Origin of the sequence: uncultured Parvibaculum sp., assembly GCF_963975745.1 — a bacterium.
In the GTDB taxonomy this organism is placed as follows: domain Bacteria; phylum Pseudomonadota; class Alphaproteobacteria; order Parvibaculales; family Parvibaculaceae; genus Parvibaculum.
In genome coordinates this window covers 123620-143571 of sequence record NZ_CAXBIB010000001.1, presented here as the reverse complement: position 1 = coordinate 143571, position 19952 = coordinate 123620, and the positions used below count along the sequence as shown (strand labels likewise).

Below are 19952 nucleotides of genomic sequence, written 5' to 3'. Positions count from 1 at the left end.
CCTCAGCGGTAGCAGACGGCCTTCACCGCCTCCACCACCTCATCGGCGCTCGGCAGCGCCAGTTTTTCGAGATTGGCCGCATAGGGCATCGGCACGTCCTTCTGCGTCACGCGCAGGATCGGGGCGTCGAGGAAATCGAAGGCGTCGGCCTGCACGCGCGCGGCAATTTCGGCACCGATGCCGCAGACCGGCCAGGTTTCCTCGACCGTGACCAGACGGTTGGTCTTCTTGACGGAGGCAATGATCGTACCGATGTCGAGCGGACGGATGGTGCGCAGATCGATCAACTCGACATCCAGACCCTCTTCCTCGAGTTTTGCCATCGCCTCAAGGCAATAAACGATGCCATGACTGTGCGAGACCAGCGTGACATCGCGGCCTTCCTTCATCACGCGCGCCTTGCCGATCGGCAGAACAAAATCGTCGAGCTTCGGGACCTCGAAGCTCTTGCCGTAAAGCACCTCGTTCTCGAGGAAGATGACCGGGTTCGGATCGCGGATCGCTGCCTTCAGCAATCCCTTGGCGTCGGCCGCCGAATAGGGCGCGATGACGATGAGGCCCGGAATATGCGCATACCAGGCCGCATAGTCCTGACTGTGCTGGGCGCCGACGCGCGAGGCCGGACCGTTCGGACCGCGAAAGACGATGGGCGACGACATCTGTCCGCCCGACATGTAACGCGTCTTGGCGGCGGAGTTGATGATCTGGTCGATCGCCTGCATGGCAAAATTGAACGTCATGAATTCGACGATGGGGCGTAACCCGGCGAAAGCCGCGCCGACGCCGAGGCCGGCGAAGCCATGTTCGGTGATCGGCGTATCGACCACACGCCTGTCGCCGAACTCGGCGAGCAGGCCTTGCGTGACCTTGTAGGCGCCTTCGTATTGCGCGACCTCTTCGCCCATCACGAAGACGCTTTCGTCGCGACGCATTTCCTCCGCCATCGCGTCACGCAACGCCTCGCGAACGGTCTGCGTCACGAATTCGGTGCCTTCGGGAAGTTCGGGGTCGGCCGCGGTCTCGACAGCAGGCGCTTTCGGCGCTGCCTTTCCCTTCTTCCTTTCGCCTTTGCCGGGCGCAAGTTCGGCCTCGGCAATCGGCGCCGGCTTTTTCGTCGCCGTCACGGCCTCGTCGCCCGCCAGCAAGGCAATCACGGCATTGACCTTGACGTTTTCCGTACCCTCGGCGACCACCAGCTTCTCGACGGTCCCCTCGTCTGCCGCCTCGACTTCCATCGTCGCCTTGTCGGTTTCGATCTCGGCGATTACGTCGCCCGACTTCACCTCGTCACCCTCTTTCACCAGCCATTTGGCCAGTGTGCCCTCTTCCATTGTCGGCGAAAGCGCGGGCATCAGGATTTCAATCGGCATCGCCGCACACCTCCGCCAGCACGTCGGTCCAGAGTTCCGACGGATCGGGCTCCGGGCTCGACTGCGCGAATTCGGCCGCGTCGTTGACGATGGCCTTGATCTCCTTGTCGATCTCCTTCAACCCATCCTCTGTCACCTGCTTGTCGCCCAGAAGACGCGTGCGAACCTGTTCGATCGGATCGTGCTCCTGACGCATTCTAGCGACTTCTTCCTTCGCCCGATATTTCGCGGGATCGGACATCGAGTGGCCGCGATAACGATAGGTCATCATTTCCAGAATGTAGGGGCCCTTGCCCGAACGGCAGAATGCGACGGCCGCTTCGCCGGCCGCGCGCACGGCCCGCACATCCATGCCGTCGACCTGCTCGCCGGGGATGTTGAAGCTTGCACCGCGTTTCGAAAGGTTGGTCTGGGCGCTGGAACGCGCCACACTGGTCCCCATCGCATATTGATTGTTCTCGATTACATAGACGACCGGCAGTTGCCAGAGCTCGGCCATGTTGAAGCTTTCATAGACCTGGCCCTGATTGGCCGCACCGTCGCCAAAATAGGCGAGGCAGACGCGATCGTTGCCGCGATAGCGGTTGGCGAAGGCGAGGCCGGTGCCGATCGGGACCTGCGCGCCGACAATGCCGTGGCCACCATAGAAATTCTTGTCGCGGCTGAACATGTGCATCGAGCCGCCCTTGCCGCGCGAATAGCCGCCTTCACGGCCCGTCAGTTCGGCCATCACGCCCTTCGGGTCCATGCCGGTCGCCAGCATGTGACCGTGGTCGCGATAGCCGGTTATGACCTGATCGCCCTCCTCTATCGCCATCTGCATGCCGACCACGACGGCTTCCTGGCCGATATAGAGGTGGCAGAAACCGCCGATCAGTCCCATGCCGTACATCTGACCGGCCTTCTCCTCGAAGCGGCGGATCAGCAACATGTCGCGATAGGCCTGCAGTTCGGCCTCTGGCGACAGCGTGGTGGCCGCTTTATCCGGTTTGGCAGAAGGTTTCTTCGCCGGTTTGCGTGATGCAGATCTGCCGGGAGTTCGGGACGCCATTCAGATGCCTCGGCGACGTTGAAACACGGTAGCGAAATGGCTAGCGCGGTTCGCCAGCCCGTTCACCATACTTTAGAAGTGTATGATAAAGGTTTGGTTTCAATGCAAAAATGTCGAATTAACTTGATTTCAGTTAAATGACATCGGAGCCGGATGTCTCACGCCAGACTGCTTCAGCGGCGATCGAGAAAAATCACCACCTCATTGGGGCCGGCATAGCCGAGCGCCGCACGGGCCCTTTCGTCCAGCAGATCCGGATCAAGGCTTTCGGGCCGCAGCAGTGCCACCTGGCGGTCGAGCTGTTCGCGCTGACCGCGCAGCTCGACCAGCTGATGTTCCAGCGTGTCGACGCGATTCTGAATGTCGAGCCAGGCGATGAAGCCATGACGGCCATAAACGGCATGATAGGCAAAATATCCGAGGACCACGAGACAGACGAGCGGGATCAGTGCCTGTCTCAGGCGCAGCGGCTCGCGGGCTCGAATCAGCAACTCGTTTTCCATCCACAGCAGGGAATCACATAGCGATTCCAACGGTCAAGCGGGATTTCCCGATTTCCGCAACAAAGCGCCGATCAGGCCCTCAGAATGCTGCGTCCCGCATACTCGGCGGACGGACCAAGAAGCTCCTCGATACGGATCAGCTGATTGTACTTGGCCAGGCGGTCGGACCGCGCCAGCGACCCCGTCTTGATCTGCCCGCAATTTGTCGCGACCGCCAGATCGGCGATGGTCGCATCCTCGGTTTCGCCCGAGCGATGCGACATGACGGCCGTGTACCGCGCCTTGTGCGCCATTTCGACGGCACCCAGGGTTTCGGTCAGCGAGCCGATCTGATTGACCTTCACAAGGATCGAATTGGCCGTTCCGCTGGCAATGCCATCGGCGAGGCGCGCTGTGTTGGTGACGAAAAGATCGTCGCCGACCAGCTGCACCTTCGAACCGATGCGTTCGGTCAGCGCCTTCCAGCCGTCCCAGTCGTCTTCCGACATTCCGTCCTCGATCGAGATGATCGGGTACTTGCCCACCAGCGCTGCCCAATAATCGACCATGCCGCCGGCATCGAGCTTCTTGCCTTCACCTTCCAGATTGTAGACGCCGTCCTTGAAGAACTCCGTCGCGGCAGCGTCGATGGCGAGGCAGATGTCGTCGCCGGGCTTGTAGCCGGCCTTTTCAATCGCCTTCATCACGAAGCCGATCGCCTCTTCGGTCGAGGCAAGGTTTGGCGCGAAGCCGCCTTCATCGCCAACATTGGTATTGTGGCCGGCGGCCTTCAACTCGGCCTTCAGCGTGTGGAATACCTCGGCACCCATCCGTACCGCATCGGCAATCGATGCGGCGGCAACCGGCATGATCATGAATTCCTGGATGTCGATCGGATTGTCGGCATGCTGGCCGCCATTGACGATGTTCATCATCGGCACCGGCAGGATGCGGGCCGCAGGGCCACCGAGATAGCGGAAGAGCGGCTGGCCGAGCGACGCCGCTTCGGCCTTGGCGACTGCCAGCGACACGCCGAGAATCGCGTTGGCGCCGAGCCGCGCCTTGTTCGGCGTTCCGTCGAGATCGCACATGGTGCGGTCGATCAGAATCTGCTCGCTGGCGTCCATGCCACCGATCGCGTCGAAAATCTCGCCGTTCACAGCCTCGACGGCCTTCAGCACACCCTTGCCCTTGTAGCGCGGGCCGCCATCCCGCAACTCGACGGCCTCGTGCGCGCCGGTCGAGGCGCCGGAGGGAACCGCCGCACGGCCCAGCGCGCCATCCTCGAGCAAAACATCAACTTCAACCGTCGGGTTGCCCCGGCTGTCCAGAATTTCCCGGCCAATGATGTCGATGATGGCAGCCATGTCCGTCCGCTCCAGTCTCTCAGCTTCGATGTGGCGGTTTCATAGCGGAGAGGGAACGGCAGCGAAAGGGGCTATATCAGCCGCACCGGGCGATTCCAGCAGGTTAACGCCGGGTCCTCGGCCCGCTCTGCTGCTTGACGCAGCTGGGCCCCTCCTGTTCAACACCCTTGAACGGAGCGCGCGATCATGGCGAAACACGAAAATTCCAGGGCACTGGTACTCTTCTCAGGCGGGCAGGATTCGACCGTCTGCCTCGCCTGGGCGCTGGCCCGCCATGATGTCGTCGAGACGGTCGGCTTCGACTATGGCCAGACCCATGCGGTAGAGCTTGCCTGCCGGGAAACGCTCAGGAACGGCGTTTCCGCGCTCTCTTCCGACTGGGCGGCACGGCTGGGCTCCGACCATCTGATCTCGCTGCCGGAACTGGGCGCGCTCAGTGAAACGGCCCTGACCCGCGAGGTCGAGATCGAAATGGGTGAAAACGGCCTGCCCACCACTTTCGTGCCCGGCCGCAACCTGCTGTTTTTTACCTATGCGGCGGCGCTGGGCTACCGCCGGGGGGCGTCTGTACTGGTCGGCGGCATGTGCGAAACCGACTATTCGGGCTATCCGGACTGCCGCGCGGATACGATTGCAGCGCTGGAACGGGCAATATGTCTCGGCATGGACCGGGAATTCCGGCTTGAAACGCCCTTGATGCGGATCGATAAAGCCGCCACATGGCAGCTTGCCGAGGAACTCGGCGGCCAGGCGCTGGTCGAGCTCATTGTCGAGGAAAGCCATAGCTGCTATCGCGGCGACCGGTCGCAGCGCCATGACTGGGGCTATGGCTGCGGCACCTGCCCCGCCTGCGAGCTGAGGGCGCGCGGTTATGCAGCCTATGCCGGCGGCAAGGCCTAGAGAAGCAGACGATGTATTCGGTGAAGGAAATTTTCTACACGTTGCAGGGCGAGGGCGCCAATGCCGGGCGCGCGGCCGTGTTTTGCCGTTTTGCCGGCTGCAATCTCTGGTCGGGGCGGGAGGAAGACCGCGAGAGCGCCGTCTGCCGTTTCTGCGACACCGACTTCGTCGGTACGGATGGCACGGGTGGCGGCAAGTTCGCCGATGCAGCGGCGCTGGCCGCTGCCGTCGAAGACAAGTGGGAAGGCGCAGACGGCGCGCGCTTTGTCGTCTGTACCGGTGGCGAACCGCTGCTGCAACTCGATGCAGCACTGATCGCCGCCCTGCATGCGCGCGGCTTCGAGATCGCCGTCGAGACCAACGGCACGATTGCGGCACCCGACGGCCTCGACTGGATCTGCGTCAGCCCCAAGGCCGCGGCGCCCTTGAAACAGACACAGGGCGACGAGTTGAAGCTCGTCTACCCGCAGGCGACGGCAAGACCGGAGCTTTTCGAGGCGCTCGACTTCGAGCATTTCTTTCTGCAACCGATGGATGGCGACCGGACCGACGAGAACACTCGGGCGGCGACGGCCTATTGCCTCGCACATCCGAAATGGCGGTTGAGCCTGCAGACACACAAGCTGATCGGTATTCCATGACCCGCATCTACAAAGAGTTCCATTTCGACGCCGCCCATTTCCTTCCCTATGCGGAGGAAGGCCATCCCAATCGCCGGATGCATGGGCATTCGTTTCGCGTCGTCGTCTGGCTGAAGGGCAAGCCTGCGCCGGAAACCGGTCTTGTGCGGCATTTCGAGGATCTCGAGCGCGAAGTCATGGCCGTGCGCGAGAAACTCGACCACCATCTTCTCAATGAAGTCGCCGGCCTCGAGTTGCCGACGCTCGAGCGGATTGCGGCCTGGATCTGGCATGAGCTGGCAGCCCCCCTGCCCGAGATCGCATGCGTCGAGGTCCATCGCGGCTCGTGCCGCGAGGGTTGTGTCTATGACGGTCCGCAGGACGAATGAAGGAGCGCGCATGATGGCCAAAAAGCCGACAGGACTGACTCAGCTCGGCAAGGCGTCATCGGTCCCTTCGATGCCCGACAAGGCCGATCTCGAACGAGTAGCCAATCCGCACCCCGACACCGACTATGTCGCCCGCTTCACCGTGCCGGAGTTCACGTCGATCTGTCCGGTGACCGGCCAGCCGGATTTTGCCCATCTCGTCATCGACTATGTGCCCGGCAAATGGCTCGTCGAGTCGAAGTCCCTGAAGCTCTATCTGCAGTCCTTCCGCAATCACGGTGCCTTTCACGAGGACTGCACCGTTGCCATCGGCAAGCGCCTCGTCGACACATTGAAGCCGAAATGGCTCCGCATCGGCGGCTACTGGTATCCGCGCGGCGGCATTCCCATCGATGTCTTCTGGCAAAAGGGCAAGCTGCCGGCCGGCGTCTGGGCACCGGATCAGGGCGTCGCACCCTATCGCGGGCGCGGCTGATCGAACCTCATCCAGGTTGAAGCGCCTGCTGAAAGGGATCTTCGGCATATCCCTCTTGCCTTGGCGCATGATTTTTATATAATCACGGTTATGCCAAAACTGATCGACCATGACGCCCGTCGCAGAGACATCGCCAGAGCTGCCATTGCGGTGATCGGCGACCAGGGCATCGACAATACGCGGCTCGTCGATGTCGCCCGTGCGGCGAATGCCACGACGGGCGCGATCACACATTATTTCGAGGACAAGGACGCAGTCCTGCTCGCCGCGCTCGATCATGTCGCCCAGGGCATACTCTTCATGCTCAAGCATCCTGAGAAACCGGATGATCTTGTCGCGCTTGCGCAACTCATTCTGCCTGTGGACGAGGAACGGCTGCGCGACTGGCGCGTCTGGATGAGTTTCTTCGGCCGCGCGATCGGCGATCCGGCCCTGGCCCGGATCAACAAGGCCTATTACGACGAATTCCGCGACGGTCTCGCCGCCATCATCCGCCGCCACCAGCGCGAAGGCAGGCTTGCCGCCCATATCGATCCGGCCGTTACGGGCGACGCCATCATCTCGATCATCGACGGCTTCTGCATCCGTGCCACGCTCGAACGCGAGGACTGGCCGGCGAAGCGGCAGAAGGCGCAACTCGAAGCCATGCTGCGGCCCTTGCTGCCGAAACCGGAAACGCCGCGCCGCAACGCCAGGAGAGGAAAGAAAAATGCCGAAACTTGAAACGCTGCCTGCGACTGCACCGACCGACGAAATCCTCGCCGTCCTGAAGCGCGATGGCGCGCTGATCCTGAAGGACGCGCTGACGCCCGCGCAGCTTGCGCAGGTGCGCGACGAGACCATGCCCTATATCGAGGCGACCGATTTCGGCCGCGACGATTTCACCGGCGACAAGACGACACGTACCGGCGCGCTGGTCGCCCGCTCGCCAGCCTGCCGCGGCATGGTGGCCAACAAGACCATCGTCGAGGCGGCCAATGCCTTCCTCAAGCCCTTCTGCGAGCGCATCCAGTTGCATCTGACGCAGGTCATCCGCATCACGCCCGGTCAGAAGAAACAGCAGATCCATCGCGACCGCTGGGCCTGGGGCACCTACCTCAAGGGCATCGAGCCACAGTTCAACACGATCTGGGCGATTACCGATTTCACCAAGGAGAACGGCGCGACGCAAGTCTGTCCCGGCAGCCTCGACTGGCCGGACGATTATCAGCCCTCGGACGAAGAGATCGGTTATGCGGAAATGAGCGCCGGTTCCGTGCTGGTCTATTCGGGCGGCGTGTTTCATGGCGGCGGCGCAAATGTTTCCAATGGCGACCGCATCGGCATCAACATCACCTACACGCTGGGCTGGCTGCGGCAGGAGGAGAACCAGTACCTCTCCTGCCCGCCCGAAATCGCGAAGACACTCGACCCCGAATTGCAGGCGCTGATCGGCTATGCGATGGGAAGCTATGCGCTGGGCTATTACACGCCGCCGCTGCCGGCCGGTCAGGGTCCGGAAGTGGTGCCGCCGGAATTCGCGCTGGGCAAGCTCGATGCCAATGCCGCACAATTCGGCTCGGCCGAATTGCTGGCCGAGGTGTCAGCGCAGATCAGGGGCGAGAAACAGACGGCCTAGGCGGCCTTGGCGAGTGCATCGAACCGCTTGAGGCGCGCCAGCAGCGCCTCAAGTTCCGACAGCTTGACCATGTTCGGTCGGTCGGAGGGCGCATTGTCCGGGTCCTGGTGGGTTTCCATGAAGCCCGCGCCGATGACGACGGCAGCGGCGGCGATCGCCGGCACCATGCGCCGGTTGCAAAAATGCGCCAGCACGGCACTTTGTCGCTCGCCTGCCGGATCGATTCGGATCACCATTCCAGGGTGATTTGCAGGAAATCGGGGCGTAACAATCTTGCGACAATTGGAGGAAATTGCTGATGTCGGGTTCAGGCGACGGCACGCGTCCAACCGTGCTTCTGGTCGAGGACGACCGGACCGTAAGCACGGTCGTGAGCGAAATGCTCGCGGCGCTGGGATACTCCGTCATCAGTGCAGAAAGCGGCGACGAAGCACTTCAGTGCCTTGAGGCTCACTCGACAATTGAGCTCGCCCTCACTGACCTCACGATGCCTGGCGGGATATCGGGCGATCAACTCATTCCGATGATCGAGGACCTTCGACCAAAAGTACGCTGCATCGTCATGTCAGGGTACATTTCCGCCGATCGACGCCATGCATTGATGCAGCGACCGGATATCGTGGTTCTACCGAAGCCCTTTACGATGGCTCAGCTGAAAAATGCCCTTGAAGAAGCCGACTTGCGTTTACCTTGAAATGCAGTGGTCGATCTTCATTTTCATCTGCTGAATAGTAAAGGGCTTCGCAATAGAATCATCGGCACCCAGGGCACATGCGGCCTCGAGGTAGAATGTTCTGCCAAGTCGCCGCCACCCCGACATGACGATGACTGGTGTTTGCGGTGAGGCCTCCTTGATCTTTCGAAGGACCCCGATGCCATCGATCTCCGGCATGACGATGTCAGTGATGACCAGCGCCACGTCTTCGGCCAGGAATTTTCTTAACCCCTCCCGACCATCTGATGCCGTGATGACACGATAGCCCTGTGCCGCAAGGGCGAAATTCAACGTCTCGCACATGGCGTTTTCGTCATCGATCACGAGAATTGATAGCGGCACCATTGATGATTCCATTGTTATGAACGGTCAGGAGAGAGCCGCAAGCCAGACCAGCGGATCGCGGGGACCATTTTTTGACATCACATCGAGGTACAGGATTACCCGGCCACTCGGGTTGAATTCCTCGTCAAGCGCAGCGGCATTCTTGTGTGTTGTGCGGCCAAGTTCCGCCCCCTTCCCTATATGGGCGCCGCGGGTGACCATCAGATTCGCAAGGCCGGCAACGATCAGATATTCCGATATGCCATGCTTCACGATAATCGTCTGTCCATAGCCCGAGAAGCGCTGCGCAAAAACCACTTCGCCGCCGATCGGACTGCGGATCAAGCAATTCCCCGGCACGACGACCGCAACGCCCGATTTCCGTGTTGTCGATATCACCTCGGCATGGTGACCTCCGTCCTGTTCATGATGTTGTTTCTTCCCGAGAAGAAGATCTGGTTCCCATGTGCACCCCCGCACCGGTCGCTCAATCGGCACCGGAAATGCCGTCCGGCGCAGCGCGACATTTTCCGGAGCCGTCCATTCCCGTCGATCCGGCGGAGACAATGGCAAGGCAGCGCGTTCGGCCGACTTGCCTACGGATCGCTGTTTGTCTTGCCCCTGTCGTTGTTGCAGGGCCTGACGTCCGGCCGACATAACGGGGATCCGCAGGTCATTGCAAATGTTGGTCGGATCGACAGTTACCAACTCCGCACGCAGACAATTTGCCAGATTGGGAAATGCCGACATCTCGTCTCCTGCCTGTGCCATGGGACCGGCGATGATCGTGGCAATGGCGGCCAGAAACACCAGGCAAGGCGATCGCTCCGACGTCATGATGCAAGCCGACATTGTTCCGGACATGAGGGGCGGATATGGCTCATGACTCGAACGAGAGCGGTCGCAAGATCAAGCCGTGTGAACGGCTTGCGCACCGTCACCAGCGCACCAAGCATCTCAGCACTCTTGAGAGGATTGAATTGCGGCAAGAGCACGCTTCCGCCCGATATAGCAAGAATGGGTGTGCTGGGAAGATGTTGCCGGGCGGCCCGAACGACCTCGATGCCGTCGCAGTCCGGCATGAAGATATCTGTGATAAGAAGATCCCAGTGCCCGCCTCGTATCAAATCGATTGCAGATGTTCCGTCCGCGACAGCCAGGACGTCGCAGCCGGCGTCTTTTAGAAATTCGCAGATGATCTCGCGCACTTCGTCATTGTCGTCCACTACAAGTACTGAATACATCCGAGTTCCCGCTATCTTTCTGCGTACCCCCGAAGACCTTAGCGTCATGTCCGCCGAAAGATCACGTGCGATTCGGTCGGCCCACAAAGGTGCATCGGTATAGCACTGCCATACGAACGTATATGCCTTTGGAAAGGCGGCGGTTTGGATACGTTGGTATGCATACGTCTTCATCATTCCCGATTCAGCGCTTGTTTACTGTCGCCGCCGCCTCATGGCGTCGAGGGGTACATCTCCGATCCGAACTTGTCGGACGTATGAAATTCAGGGTGACAAGGATGAACGACGCAGCTTTCGCCAGCGAGGAATGGGGCGCGGATGCTGAAATGCCGCCATGGAAAGGGCGAGAAATGCCCTCTTTTGCCATTCTTGGACTGGTCACACTGGGAATCCTGACAGCGGGAATACTGACCCTGTCATCTGTGTTCCCGGTATTTCCCAATCTGCAGCCCGTAGCGACCGCGTCGGCGTCGGTCGGGACCGCTTCGACACAGACGCCCACGCAGTCCACGAGTGCACGGATCGCACATTCGGCACTGCCACCTGCCTATGCCATTGCCGTCAGCTCGGAAGCCACGCTTACTGGCCTGCGCAGCTATCTCCTGAGCGGTGAGGACGAATTCCATGCAGGCTGGGCCAAAGCCGTCGCGCAGCTTCGCAGCGAGATCGACCGTCTTCGCGAGGCGTCAAGCCACTGGTCTGACGGCGAAGATCTTCGTCATCTCAGGCAATTCGAGACCAGGATCGAGACCCTGTTGAGAGAACAGGGCGTCATAGCGGCTCTTGTCCACAGTCCGAACCGGTTTCCCGGATACCGTCTCTACCGCGAAGATGTGGAGCCGCAGCTTCATGAAGCTGAGCGCCTTTGCGAGGAACTTCTTGCGACTCTTCTGTCACGTTCCACAGAGGCCAACGCCGGTACAATTGACATCCTGGCCAGATTGCGTGCTTCCCTGCGCAATACTTCAACTGATATCGCGCGTTTCGTTGAGCTGGGCACAAGGATTTCCCCGGATGAAATGGCCGGACGTGTCGTTGAAATGGAGGAAATCGCGACGCTCCTCAGCGAGGAAATTCGTCGCCTGCCTCCTGCCGATGGCGAGGTCGCGCGTCGGCTTCATGCCGCTGTGAGCGCCATGACCGGGCCGCTCGACAAGATCATGATACTGCGAACCCAGCCTCAATGGGACTATGCACGCTTCGTCTTTGATGAAAAAGTTCTTCCCGAGTACCGCGATATGCTCGTTGCGCTGAAACGATTTGAACAGTGACATAACCCCACGCCTGAACGGCATCAACGACAGGGCTCCACAATGGATCGCGGCGCAGATTCGGCTCTCGAGTTCACACGACGGTTTGCGCGAACGCTTGCGCATGACGCCAATAATCTCACTGGCGCTATCCTGGTCTTGTCGGAACTTCTGCAGATGGCGGACAGTGGAAATCAGGCGCGCGTCAGAGATCTGGCACAGAAGATCCGCAAGGCATGCTGGCAGCTTCAGATCAGGATCAATCAACCCGTTGCACTGGATCACCTCGTTTGGGCGGGACGTGGCCGCGTCAGCGTGGAGAGACTGCAGGCGATGGCGCATGATCTCGTGGCATCGCTGGTTCCGAAAAAGGTTTCCGCGCGCATTGAGGTTTCGGCGGCCGATATCTCGATTGAAGGGACTGAACTTCTTCTCGCAATCGCGATGTTCAATTTGCTGCGCAATGCGGTGGACGCACTGGACGAAACGGGCGGCGAGATCAATATTCGTCTCGTTCGGCACGATCCTGCTCACGAGTCCGAAGGTAAGATTCTTCTCCAGCACGGAACGCTGGCGGGGGAACGCCGGTATCTGCGCCTCACGATCGAAGACAGCGGACCGGGCTTTACGACCGAAACAGCCGAGATTGCCTTTCTGCCGTTCTACACGTCCGACGAAACCGGCCGGAAGCTGGGCCTTGGTCTGCATTTCGTTGAAACGCTGATCGACGGGTTGGGCGGCGTCATCACGCTGAGGCAGGTGCCGGCGACGTGCTTCGACATATTTCTTCCCATTGCCGAAATACGGAATGCCGAACCGTCGGACCCGGCCAGCGACCTCATTCCGGTCCTGCGCCATGTTGCTGTTGTGTCGGCCGACAGTGCCTGGGCGGGGCGTTTCACGACGCTGGCCACGGCCATGGGTGCCCGTGTTTCAGTGTTCAACGAACCTGCGGTCGTCGACCCGCAATCCGACACGGAGCGCTCCTTCTCAGCCCTTGTCCTGGTCGGCGAAGGCGCGCTGAGCCCCGCCCTGATCGAGGAGATGCAGCAGATGCGCGTTCCCTGCATTGCCATTGCCGATACGACATCACCGGCGGCAAGGACCCGGATCGGAGACATTCGCCCGATGAACCTGATTGACCCGTCGGACGCATCTCCGGCCGAGACGCTCCATCGCCTTCTGGCCCATGGCGCCATCCAGTAAGATTATTCGTTAAGTGGAACAAGGCCCTCGGCGATGGCAAGAGACACAGCCTGAACGCGATTGCGAACGTTCAGCTTGTCGAAAATCCGGCTGGTATGCATTTTTATTGTGACTTCCTGCAAGCCGAGCTGCCTCGCAATCTCCTTGTTGGTCATGCCTGATGCGAGGTGCTGCAGTATTTCCCTTTCCCGCGCCGTCAGATCCGGATGATCGCGTGCCGGAGCCGTCGGACGGTTGCGACCGGCGACCGGTTCCGATGCCTGCTCATCGCGCGCGGGCCTGTAGGTTCCGCCATTCATCACGACCGAAATCGCACTGACGATCGCTTTGCCGCTCATCGACTTCGGAACGAATCCCTGCACGCCGGCAGCATGTGCCTCCCGAATTTCGATATTGTTGATGAACCCCGACAGAATGACCATCGACACATTCGGGAATTGCTTCCGGATATGTCTCACAGAGGCAATGCCGTTCATTCCCGGCATATCCCAGTCAAGAACGAGAACCCCGACGTCGTTGCTCTTGAGCTCGTCAAGTGCGGCATCAAGCGTCTCGACACAAATACAGTGGGCCCCTTCGACGACGGATGCGATCTGATCCGCGATCGCCTCGGAGAACAGCGGGTGATCGTCCGCGATCAGAATTCTCAACTGCTGGTCCACTCTCCCTCCGGAGACAATACCTGCCTGGCCTCCACCCGCCCTCAATGTCCGTTCGAGTTTCTTGTTCCGCTTCGATGAGCATGACTGCTTATATAATCCAGTATATAATAATGGCTTGGAACGGGCCTGCCGGCAAGAAACGCCTCACGTTGCGCTTGCCTGGTTGCAGTGTCGAGGATCGGGTGCCGGACCTGCCGGCCTTCACGAAAGGCATGGGAAATCTGCCTTTCAAACCCGCTCGCGCGGTCGGGAGGCAAATCGGCTTCTCTCGTGGTCGTTCGGAACGGTCAGGACGGCCTAGGCGGCCTTGGCGAGTGCATCGAACTGCTTGAGGCGCGCCAGCAGCGCCTCAAGTTCCGACAGCTTGACCATGTTCGGTCCGTCGGAGGGCGCATTGTCCGGGTCCTGATGGGTTTCCATAAAGACCGCGCCGACGCCGATGGCGACGGCAGCGGTGGCGATCACCGGCACCATGCGCCGGTCGCCACCGGAGGCCGTGCCCTGCCCGCCCGGCTGCTGCACCGAATGGGTCGCATCGATCACGACCGGGCAAAGGCACTGCTCCTTCATGATCGGCAGCGCGCGCATGTCGTTGACCAGCGTGTTGTAGCCGAAGGAGACGCCGCGTTCGGTCGCCAGCACGTTAGGATTGCCGGCGTCGACGATCTTGGCGACGACATTCTTCATGTCCCAGGGCGCCAGGAACTGACCCTTCTTGACATTGACGACCTTGCCGGTCTGGGCGGCCGCTTCCAGCAGATCGGTCTGGCGGCAGAGAAAGGCCGGAATCTGCAGCACGTCGACGACGCTCGCGACCTCGGCACATTGTTCGCGCTCATGCACGTCGGTGAGCACCGGCAGGCCGAGTTCCTGCTTCAGATCCGCAAAGATCGGCAGCGCCAGATCGAGGCCGAGGCCGCGCGTCGCGTTGCGGCTGGTGCGGTTGGCCTTGTCGAAGGAGGTCTTGTAGATGAAGCCGATGCCGAGCCGATCGGTGATCTCCTTGACCGCGCCGGCCATGTCGAAGGCATGCTGGCGCGATTCCAGCTGGCAGGGCCCGGCGATCAGCACGAAGGGCTTGTCGTTGGCGATCTCGAGCTTGCCGACCTTGACGGTCTTGTTGGCGGACATGGAGGCGCTCTTTCTGTACGAACTAGACCAGCCGGCTCTGCTCAACCGCCGCTTCCACGAAGGAGCGGAACAGCGGATGCGGGTCGAAGGGTTTCGACTTCAGCTCCGGATGGTACTGGACGCCAATATACCACGGATGTTCCGGTATCTCGATGATCTCGGGCAGGAGGCCGTCGGGCGAAACGCCGGACATCACGAGGCCGGCCGCCTCGATCTGGGCCCGGTAGGTCATGTTGACCTCGTAGCGGTGGCGGTGGCGCTCGTTGATCCGGGTCGCGCCATAGATCTGCGCCACGCGACTGCCTTCGGTCAGCACCGCGTCATAGGCGCCGAGCCGCATCGTGCCGCCGAGATCGCCATGGGCGGCGCGCTTGACCAGTTCGTTCTCGCGCATCCATTCGGTCATCAACCCGACCACCGGTTCGCCGGTCGGCCCGAATTCGGTCGAGCTTGCGCCTTCGAGACCGCCGATATGGCGCAGCGCCTCGATGACGGCCATCTGCATGCCGAAACAGATGCCGAAATAGGGCACGTTGCGGGTGCGGGCGAATTGCGCCGCGCGGATCTTGCCTTCCGAGCCGCGCTCGCCGAAACCGCCTGGCACCAGGATGCCGTGCACATCCTCGAGATAATAGGCCGTGTCCTCGGTGTCGAAGACTTCCGACTCCACCCATTTGACGTTGACGCGCACCTTGTTGGCGATGCCGCCATGCACCAGCGCTTCGGAGAGCGACTTGTAGGCGTCCTTGAGGCCGGTGTACTTGCCGACGATGGCGATGGTCACGTCGCCTTCGGGCTCGCGGATACTGTGGGTGATGGTCTGCCACTTGGCGAGGTCGGGTTCGGCCGCGTCCCTGATACCGAAGACTGCCAGCACCTCGCTGTCGAGCCCTTCCATGTGATAGGCATGCGGCACGTCGTAGATCGTGTCCACATCCATCGCCTGGATCACGGCCGTCTCGCGCACATTGCAGAACAGCGCGATCTTGCGGCGTTCGTCCCTGGGTATCGGCCGGTCGCAGCGGCACATCAGCACATCGGGCTGGATGCCGATCGAGCGCAGTTCCTTGACCGAATGCTGCGTCGGCTTGGTCTTCATTTCGCCGGCCGAGGGGATGAAGGGCAGCAGCGTCAGATGGATGTAGCAGGTCTGGCCGCGCTCGAGTTCGTTGCCGAGCTGGCGGATCGCCTCGAAGAAGGGCAGGCCCTCGATATCGCCCACCGTGCCGCCGATCTCGCAGAGCACGAAATCGACATCCGCGTTGCCGGCCAGCACGAATTCCTTGATCGCGTCGGTGACATGCGGGATCACCTGCACCGTGCCGCCCAGATAGTCGCCGCGGCGTTCGCGGGCAATGATGTCCTGATAGATGCGGCCGGTGGTGATGTTGTCGGCGCGGCTGGCCGGCACGCCGGTGAAGCGCTCGTAATGGCCGAGATCGAGATCGGTCTCCGCCCCGTCATCGGTGACATAGACCTCGCCATGCTGGATCGGCGACATCGTGCCCGGATCGACATTGAGATAGGGGTCGAGTTTCCGCAGCCGCACGGAATAGCCGCGCGCCTGCAGAAGCGCACCGAGCGCTGCGGAAGCGAGACCCTTGCCGAGGGAGGAAACCACGCCGCCGGTGATGAAGATGTACCGCGTCATGGGCCCCTAGATTACAGCAAGCAAAACGATTCGAAGCACCAAACAGCGCCCCGGCGGAAAATAGTCGGCCGGGGCCATGGCGGCCCGGGCCAGCGGCAGCGGGTTATTCGGCCCGGGGCACAGCCGGTTCGGCCGGTTCGGCCGGTTCGGCCGGGGCGGCTGGTTCGGGATCGGCCACGGGGGCCGCGGGCACGAATTCGGAGCCGAGCGGCGCCGGCACCTCGGGCAGGTCTTCGTCGGAAAGCGTCTGGGGAGCGACCACCCGGTCGAGCACCGAATTGGCCGAGCCGCCGCGCGAGGCCAGGATGCCCAGCACAAGGCTGGTGGTCATGAACATGGCGGCCAGGATGGCGGTGGTACGGGTCAGCATGTTGCCGGCGCCGCGGTTCGACATGAAGCCGTCGCCACCGCCGCCGATCCCGAGCGCCCCGCCCTCCGAGCGCTGCAGCAGCACGGACGCCACCAGCGCGATCGCGATCATCAGATGGATTATGAGAATGATGGTCGCCATGATGCTCCGCGGGGTCCGAAATATCGCCAGATGGCCATCCGACCGGCCCTTGCGGGCCGGCCGGTCGCGGCCGGGTTGTAGCGCATGAGCGCGCCGGTTTCCAGCCCTCGTTGCGGCCGCCCGGAAAGGCGCCCGAGGGGCCGGTCCGGCCGGTTAGCCCAGCTGGCCTTCGCGGACCATGCGTTCCTGGCCGTCGGTCACACTCTTGATGCGGTACTGGTAGTCGACGCCTTCGGAGGGGAGCTGGCGCAGCACGATATAGCTGCCGCGCGCCGCCGGCGGGTAGGAGCCGCCGGGATTGAACTCGACCGTCTCGCCGATATCGAATTTGTGCTTCTGCGACGTCATTCCGCGGATTCCTCTTCAGGCGCGGCGTCATTGCCCTCGCCCGGAGCCTTGCGCAGCGCGGCTTTTTCTTCGCGCTCCCGGGCCTTCTTTTCGGCCTTGGCGGCCTTGGCGCGGTTGCGTTCGGCGCGTTCGTGATTGTAGTTGGGCTTGAAGGCCATCGGTTCTCCGTTCGGGCGGATTATTTCCGGCCGGCGCGGTCGATCGACTTGACGCGGCCTCTCGGTCTGCCGGATTTCTCGGCGATCTCGCGGTCCTGGGCCTCGATGATCGCGCGCGCGGTCGCGGTATCCTTGACGCCTTCGAGTTCGGCGGTCGGCACTTTCCGGTTCGAGCTCAGCGAGCCGTCCTCATAGACGACGTTGAACATCAGGAAATCGCCGTCCATCGGCTTCTTGCGCGCCATTACGTGCTGCTCCGGATAAAAAAAAGGGGCGCCGAAGCGCCCCTTTTTCGGGCAATCAGGCCGAGCGCAGATTCGCGGCCGAAACCTTGCCGCTGCGCTGATCGGTCTCGAGATCGTAAGCGATCTTCTGGCCTTCGTTGAGCGTGCTCATGCCGGCGCGTTCAACCGCCGAAATGTGGACGAAAACGTCCTTGTCGCCGCCGTCCGGCTGGATGAAGCCGAAACCTTTTTGACCGTTGAACCACTTAACTGTTCCGTTCGCCATAGTTGGCATTCCTTCGTGTGTTGAGATAGTGCCGCCGTCGCACGTGCGACAGCGAATCAAACCTTGCGGGATCGGGAAAGACAGGTCCGGCGCTCGATCGCGAGCGTGGAGAGCAGCCGAACCAGTAAAATTCGATTTCGGGTATATAGGCGCTTTGCCGCCAACTTACAAGGATTATAAGAAATCCGCGGCTTTCGGCGGCTTTATTCAGCAATAAGCCGAAATGATCCCCCAGAAATCATCCGCTTTCAGGCTCGCCCCGCCGACCAATGCGCCATTGACGTTGGCGACACCCATCAGTTCGGCGGCGTTGGAGGGTTTCACCGAGCCGCCATAGAGAATGCGCATCTTCGCGCCTTCGGCGCCGAAGCGCGCTTCGAGCGCCTTGCGGATCGCGGCGTGGACCTTTGCCACATCGTCGGCCGTCGGCGTGCGCCCGGTACCGATCGCCCAGACCGGCTCATAGGCGACAACCGTCGTCCTGGCGGTCGCGGCGTCGGGCAGCGAACCCTTCAACTGGCCCTTGATGATCGCCAGCGTCTTGCCGGCGTCGCGCTCGGCTTCCGTCTCGCCGACACAGACGATGGCGACGAGGCCCGCCCGGTGCGCGGCTTCGGCCTTGGCCTTCACCATGGCATCCGTCTCGCCGTGATCGGCGCGGCGCTCGGAATGACCGACGATGACATGGCTGGCGCCGGCATCCTTCAGCATCTCGGCGGCGATGTCGCCGGTATGGGCGCCCGAGGCCCGCGCGTGGCAGTCCTGGCCGCCGATGGCGATCTTCGATCCCTTCGCCGTTTCCTTCAGTGTGCCGATCAGTGTCGCCGGCGGGCAGACCAGCACGTCGCAGGCCGGCTTCTTCCTGCCGGCCAGCTTGCGCTTCAGCGCGGCCACTTCCTTCCGCGCGGCCTTCAGGCCGTTCATCTTCCAGTTGCCTGCCACCAACGGTTTGATCCGCGCCGCCATTCGTGCCTCTCCATCGCCTCGAAATTCGTCGCGCATCCTTTACCAGAGCGCCGCACCAGCGCCAACTGGTGCCCTCTGCGATAAATGGAACACAGCGGCGACAAAATTCTCCATTGCCATGATTATTTGTTTGGCAAGTAAACGACTCGGGCGTAGCTTGCGCGCCATGACCAAGCACCTCATGCATTGGGCCTTCGGGGCCACCGTTCGACACTACTCGCCTTCGGGGCCGGGTCGCTTGCGCGCGCGCTGATACAGCCTGCAAAATCGACACTTTCGAGCCCCATCCCACCAGATCGGGGCTCTTGTGTTTTCAGGGTTCCGGTCCGTGATCCAGTCTCACGTTTCCGGAGTTCCGTCATGCCTTTCCAATACTTCGTCCGGCCCGCGCGCTGCGGTCCGCGCCATTCCGTTTCCGGATCGATCCCGGCATCGGAAATCCGCGGCCCGCCGCCGTTCTAGGTCACGACCCGGCGGACAGCCCGGCAGGCCCGGCTTCGGCCCGCGGCAGAGGGGCTCGCCGCGAATACTTTGCAATGACTTGTGACCTTCTTCGTCTCGGCGAAGAGGGAAGGAGAAGACTCATGACCAGCTTCACCATCCGCGCGGCCCGGCACCCGGCGCTCTGGCTCGCGCGCAACCCGCGGATCGGCGGCGTCGGCGCGGCACTACCCGCCTTCCTGATCCTGGCGCTGCGCGGCCGCCCGCCCGGCGATGCGCTGGCGGCCCTGATCGTCATCGTGCCGGCGCTGCAGGCCGCCTTCTTCGCCTTCATCGCCGCCTGCGCGGCCGAGGATCGCGAGGCGCCGGGCGGCGCGGCGGCGCTGCGCGACTTCGTCCTCTGGTTCGGGGCCAGCTTCATCGTCATCTGGATGATCGTCGCCTCGACGCGGGCCAGCATCGATGCCTATGTCCGCTTCGGCGCGCCGCCGATCGTCGGTTACGCCTGGTGATGCCCGCCGGGGCTGGCGGGGCCCGTTTTCCCAAGAAAATCAAGCCGGAAG

26 protein-coding genes and 1 pseudogene are annotated in these 19952 nt (G+C 61.8%); 10 read left to right on the top strand and 17 right to left on the bottom strand.

Annotated elements, in window-relative coordinates; translation table 11 throughout:
- Window positions 1–2 precede the first annotated feature (2 nt).
- The 4 genes from AAC071_RS00690 to eno all read right to left on the bottom strand — a co-directional run bounded on the left by AAC071_RS00690 (window position 3) and on the right by eno (window position 4270).
- Complete coding sequence (locus AAC071_RS00690; RefSeq protein ID WP_339828770.1) at window positions 3–1370, bottom strand: pyruvate dehydrogenase complex E1 component subunit beta; 1368 nt, start codon at window positions 1368–1370, stop codon at window positions 3–5.
- Window positions 1360–2421 carry a pyruvate dehydrogenase (acetyl-transferring) E1 component subunit alpha gene (pdhA, locus tag AAC071_RS00685; protein WP_339828767.1) on the bottom strand — a complete coding sequence of 354 codons (1062 nt, stop codon included), beginning with the start codon at window positions 2419–2421 and terminating at the stop codon, window positions 1360–1362. The genes AAC071_RS00690 and pdhA overlap by 11 nt, the downstream gene beginning before the upstream one ends.
- A 173-nt stretch (window positions 2422–2594) precedes the next feature.
- Window positions 2595–2912, bottom strand: a complete 318-nt coding sequence (locus AAC071_RS00680) for a septum formation initiator family protein (protein WP_339828765.1) — start codon at window positions 2910–2912, stop codon at window positions 2595–2597.
- Window positions 2913–2995: 83 nt separating this feature from the next.
- Entirely contained in the window at window positions 2996–4270 is a 1275-nt protein-coding gene (eno, locus tag AAC071_RS00675; protein WP_339828762.1) for a phosphopyruvate hydratase, read from the bottom strand.
- Between the two features lie 186 nt (window positions 4271–4456).
- Between eno and queC the strand changes: the two genes are divergently transcribed.
- From queC to AAC071_RS00645, 6 genes are all read left to right on the top strand, one after another.
- Window positions 4457–5170, top strand: coding sequence for a 7-cyano-7-deazaguanine synthase QueC (gene queC / locus AAC071_RS00670; protein WP_339828759.1), 714 nt, complete (start codon window positions 4457–4459; stop codon window positions 5168–5170).
- Between the two features lie 11 nt (window positions 5171–5181).
- Entirely contained in the window at window positions 5182–5811 is a 630-nt protein-coding gene (gene queE / locus AAC071_RS00665) for a 7-carboxy-7-deazaguanine synthase (RefSeq protein ID WP_339828756.1), read from the top strand.
- The gene (locus tag AAC071_RS00660) at window positions 5808–6179 is read left to right on the top strand and encodes a 6-carboxytetrahydropterin synthase (protein ID WP_339828753.1); all 372 of its coding nucleotides are present in this window, start codon (window positions 5808–5810) and stop codon (window positions 6177–6179) included. The genes queE and AAC071_RS00660 overlap by 4 nt, the downstream gene beginning before the upstream one ends.
- A gap of 13 nt (window positions 6180–6192) precedes the next feature.
- Window positions 6193–6654, top strand: coding sequence for a preQ(1) synthase (gene queF, locus AAC071_RS00655; RefSeq protein WP_339829243.1), 462 nt, complete (start codon window positions 6193–6195; stop codon window positions 6652–6654).
- 90 nt (window positions 6655–6744) lie between these two features.
- On the top strand, window positions 6745–7377 hold the full coding sequence (locus AAC071_RS00650) for a TetR/AcrR family transcriptional regulator (RefSeq protein ID WP_339828750.1): 633 nt from the start codon (window positions 6745–6747) through the stop codon (window positions 7375–7377).
- Window positions 7364–8272 carry a phytanoyl-CoA dioxygenase family protein gene (locus AAC071_RS00645; protein WP_339828747.1) on the top strand — a complete coding sequence of 303 codons (909 nt, stop codon included), beginning with the start codon at window positions 7364–7366 and terminating at the stop codon, window positions 8270–8272. The genes AAC071_RS00650 and AAC071_RS00645 overlap by 14 nt, the downstream gene beginning before the upstream one ends.
- Here AAC071_RS00645 and AAC071_RS00640 read toward each other — a convergent pair.
- A pseudogene (locus AAC071_RS00640) lies at window positions 8269–8436 on the bottom strand (3-deoxy-8-phosphooctulonate synthase); the annotation flags it as partial. The gene AAC071_RS00645 and the pseudogene AAC071_RS00640 overlap by 4 nt on opposite strands.
- A 134-nt stretch (window positions 8437–8570) precedes the next feature.
- Here AAC071_RS00640 and AAC071_RS00635 point away from each other — a divergent pair.
- Window positions 8571–8966 (top strand): response regulator, encoded by a 396-nt coding sequence (locus AAC071_RS00635; RefSeq protein WP_339828744.1) that lies wholly within the window; start codon window positions 8571–8573, stop codon window positions 8964–8966.
- On the opposite strand, the gene AAC071_RS00630 is transcribed toward AAC071_RS00635, so the two are convergent.
- The 3 genes from AAC071_RS00630 to AAC071_RS00620 are packed head-to-tail and all read right to left on the bottom strand — an operon-like array spanning window position 8958 to window position 10555.
- The gene (locus AAC071_RS00630; protein WP_339828740.1) at window positions 8958–9332 is read right to left on the bottom strand and encodes a response regulator; all 375 of its coding nucleotides are present in this window, start codon (window positions 9330–9332) and stop codon (window positions 8958–8960) included. The two genes, AAC071_RS00635 and AAC071_RS00630, sit on opposite strands and share 9 nt — an antisense overlap.
- Window positions 9333–9356: 24 nt before the next feature.
- Entirely contained in the window at window positions 9357–10148 is a 792-nt protein-coding gene (locus AAC071_RS00625; protein WP_339828737.1) for a M23 family metallopeptidase, read from the bottom strand.
- The gene (locus AAC071_RS00620; RefSeq protein ID WP_339828734.1) at window positions 10145–10555 is read right to left on the bottom strand and encodes a response regulator; all 411 of its coding nucleotides are present in this window, start codon (window positions 10553–10555) and stop codon (window positions 10145–10147) included. Before AAC071_RS00620 ends, AAC071_RS00625 begins: the two co-directional genes overlap by 4 nt.
- A 278-nt stretch (window positions 10556–10833) precedes the next feature.
- Here AAC071_RS00620 and AAC071_RS00615 point away from each other — a divergent pair, with 278 nt between their 5' ends.
- Together AAC071_RS00615 and AAC071_RS00610 are read left to right on the top strand one after the other, a co-directional pair.
- On the top strand, window positions 10834–11826 hold the full coding sequence (locus AAC071_RS00615) for a hypothetical protein (RefSeq protein ID WP_339828732.1): 993 nt from the start codon (window positions 10834–10836) through the stop codon (window positions 11824–11826).
- Between the two features lie 156 nt (window positions 11827–11982).
- A complete protein-coding gene (locus AAC071_RS00610; protein WP_339828729.1) occupies window positions 11983–13011 on the top strand; it encodes an ATP-binding protein in 1029 nt (342 codons plus the stop codon).
- Window positions 13012–13013: 2 nt separating this feature from the next.
- Here AAC071_RS00610 and AAC071_RS00605 read toward each other — a convergent pair whose 3' ends face one another.
- The 9 genes from AAC071_RS00605 to tpiA all read right to left on the bottom strand — a co-directional run bounded on the left by AAC071_RS00605 (window position 13014) and on the right by tpiA (window position 18948).
- Entirely contained in the window at window positions 13014–13673 is a 660-nt protein-coding gene (locus AAC071_RS00605) for a response regulator transcription factor (RefSeq protein ID WP_339828726.1), read from the bottom strand.
- A gap of 297 nt (window positions 13674–13970) precedes the next feature.
- The gene (kdsA, locus tag AAC071_RS00600) at window positions 13971–14804 is read right to left on the bottom strand and encodes a 3-deoxy-8-phosphooctulonate synthase (protein ID WP_339828723.1); all 834 of its coding nucleotides are present in this window, start codon (window positions 14802–14804) and stop codon (window positions 13971–13973) included.
- A gap of 22 nt (window positions 14805–14826) precedes the next feature.
- Window positions 14827–16455 carry a CTP synthase gene (locus AAC071_RS00595; protein ID WP_339828720.1) on the bottom strand — a complete coding sequence of 543 codons (1629 nt, stop codon included), beginning with the start codon at window positions 16453–16455 and terminating at the stop codon, window positions 14827–14829.
- Between the two features lie 103 nt (window positions 16456–16558).
- The gene (gene secG / locus AAC071_RS00590) at window positions 16559–16966 is read right to left on the bottom strand and encodes a preprotein translocase subunit SecG (protein WP_339828718.1); all 408 of its coding nucleotides are present in this window, start codon (window positions 16964–16966) and stop codon (window positions 16559–16561) included.
- A 153-nt stretch (window positions 16967–17119) separates the two neighbouring features.
- Complete coding sequence (locus AAC071_RS00585; protein ID WP_339828716.1) at window positions 17120–17314, bottom strand: hypothetical protein; 195 nt, start codon at window positions 17312–17314, stop codon at window positions 17120–17122.
- On the bottom strand, window positions 17311–17472 hold the full coding sequence (locus tag AAC071_RS00580) for a hypothetical protein (RefSeq protein WP_339828713.1): 162 nt from the start codon (window positions 17470–17472) through the stop codon (window positions 17311–17313). The genes AAC071_RS00585 and AAC071_RS00580 overlap by 4 nt, the downstream gene beginning before the upstream one ends.
- 20 nt (window positions 17473–17492) lie before the next feature.
- Window positions 17493–17717 carry a hypothetical protein gene (locus AAC071_RS00575; protein ID WP_339828710.1) on the bottom strand — a complete coding sequence of 75 codons (225 nt, stop codon included), beginning with the start codon at window positions 17715–17717 and terminating at the stop codon, window positions 17493–17495.
- Between the two features lie 55 nt (window positions 17718–17772).
- Entirely contained in the window at window positions 17773–17982 is a 210-nt protein-coding gene (locus AAC071_RS00570) for a cold-shock protein (RefSeq protein WP_293506055.1), read from the bottom strand.
- 207 nt (window positions 17983–18189) lie between these two features.
- On the bottom strand, window positions 18190–18948 hold the full coding sequence (tpiA, locus tag AAC071_RS00565; RefSeq protein WP_339828703.1) for a triose-phosphate isomerase: 759 nt from the start codon (window positions 18946–18948) through the stop codon (window positions 18190–18192).
- A gap of 584 nt (window positions 18949–19532) precedes the next feature.
- On the opposite strand from tpiA, the gene AAC071_RS00560 reads away from it, so the two are divergent.
- On the top strand, window positions 19533–19901 hold the full coding sequence (locus AAC071_RS00560) for a hypothetical protein (RefSeq protein ID WP_339828701.1): 369 nt from the start codon (window positions 19533–19535) through the stop codon (window positions 19899–19901).
- The last annotated feature ends 51 nt before the right edge of the window (window positions 19902–19952 follow it).

Bases quoted from the DNA above. Each gene is read 5' to 3' on its own strand.
- queE (WP_339828756.1), top strand. From the start codon at position 5,182: ATGTATTCGGTGAAGGAAATTTTCTACACGTTGCAGGGCGAGGGCGCC.
- AAC071_RS00690 (WP_339828770.1), bottom strand. From the start codon at position 1,370: ATGCCGATTGAAATCCTGATGCCCGCGCTTTCGCCGACAATGGAAGAG.
- eno (WP_339828762.1), bottom strand. From the start codon at position 4,270: ATGGCTGCCATCATCGACATCATTGGCCGGGAAATTCTGGACAGCCGG.
- AAC071_RS00580 (WP_339828713.1), bottom strand. From the start codon at position 17,472: ATGGCCTTCAAGCCCAACTACAATCACGAACGCGCCGAACGCAACCGC.
- AAC071_RS00575 (WP_339828710.1), bottom strand. From the start codon at position 17,717: ATGGCGCGCAAGAAGCCGATGGACGGCGATTTCCTGATGTTCAACGTC.
- AAC071_RS00645 (WP_339828747.1), top strand. From the start codon at position 7,364: ATGCCGAAACTTGAAACGCTGCCTGCGACTGCACCGACCGACGAAATC.
- AAC071_RS00615 (WP_339828732.1), top strand. From the start codon at position 10,834: ATGAACGACGCAGCTTTCGCCAGCGAGGAATGGGGCGCGGATGCTGAA.
- kdsA (WP_339828723.1), bottom strand. From the start codon at position 14,804: ATGTCCGCCAACAAGACCGTCAAGGTCGGCAAGCTCGAGATCGCCAAC.
- AAC071_RS00620 (WP_339828734.1), bottom strand. From the start codon at position 10,555: ATGTATTCAGTACTTGTAGTGGACGACAATGACGAAGTGCGCGAGATC.
- AAC071_RS00635 (WP_339828744.1), top strand. From the start codon at position 8,571: ATGTCGGGTTCAGGCGACGGCACGCGTCCAACCGTGCTTCTGGTCGAG.
- AAC071_RS00570 (WP_293506055.1), bottom strand. From the start codon at position 17,982: ATGGCGAACGGAACAGTTAAGTGGTTCAACGGTCAAAAAGGTTTCGGC.
- AAC071_RS00660 (WP_339828753.1), top strand. From the start codon at position 5,808: ATGACCCGCATCTACAAAGAGTTCCATTTCGACGCCGCCCATTTCCTT.
- queC (WP_339828759.1), top strand. From the start codon at position 4,457: ATGGCGAAACACGAAAATTCCAGGGCACTGGTACTCTTCTCAGGCGGG.
- AAC071_RS00650 (WP_339828750.1), top strand. From the start codon at position 6,745: ATGCCAAAACTGATCGACCATGACGCCCGTCGCAGAGACATCGCCAGA.
- AAC071_RS00560 (WP_339828701.1), top strand. From the start codon at position 19,533: ATGACCAGCTTCACCATCCGCGCGGCCCGGCACCCGGCGCTCTGGCTC.
- tpiA (WP_339828703.1), bottom strand. From the start codon at position 18,948: ATGGCGGCGCGGATCAAACCGTTGGTGGCAGGCAACTGGAAGATGAAC.
- secG (WP_339828718.1), bottom strand. From the start codon at position 16,966: ATGGCGACCATCATTCTCATAATCCATCTGATGATCGCGATCGCGCTG.
- AAC071_RS00625 (WP_339828737.1), bottom strand. From the start codon at position 10,148: ATGACGTCGGAGCGATCGCCTTGCCTGGTGTTTCTGGCCGCCATTGCC.
- AAC071_RS00630 (WP_339828740.1), bottom strand. From the start codon at position 9,332: ATGGTGCCGCTATCAATTCTCGTGATCGATGACGAAAACGCCATGTGC.
- AAC071_RS00585 (WP_339828716.1), bottom strand. From the start codon at position 17,314: ATGACGTCGCAGAAGCACAAATTCGATATCGGCGAGACGGTCGAGTTC.
- AAC071_RS00595 (WP_339828720.1), bottom strand. From the start codon at position 16,455: ATGACGCGGTACATCTTCATCACCGGCGGCGTGGTTTCCTCCCTCGGC.
- queF (WP_339829243.1), top strand. From the start codon at position 6,193: ATGGCCAAAAAGCCGACAGGACTGACTCAGCTCGGCAAGGCGTCATCG.
- AAC071_RS00610 (WP_339828729.1), top strand. From the start codon at position 11,983: ATGGCGGACAGTGGAAATCAGGCGCGCGTCAGAGATCTGGCACAGAAG.
- pdhA (WP_339828767.1), bottom strand. From the start codon at position 2,421: ATGGCGTCCCGAACTCCCGGCAGATCTGCATCACGCAAACCGGCGAAG.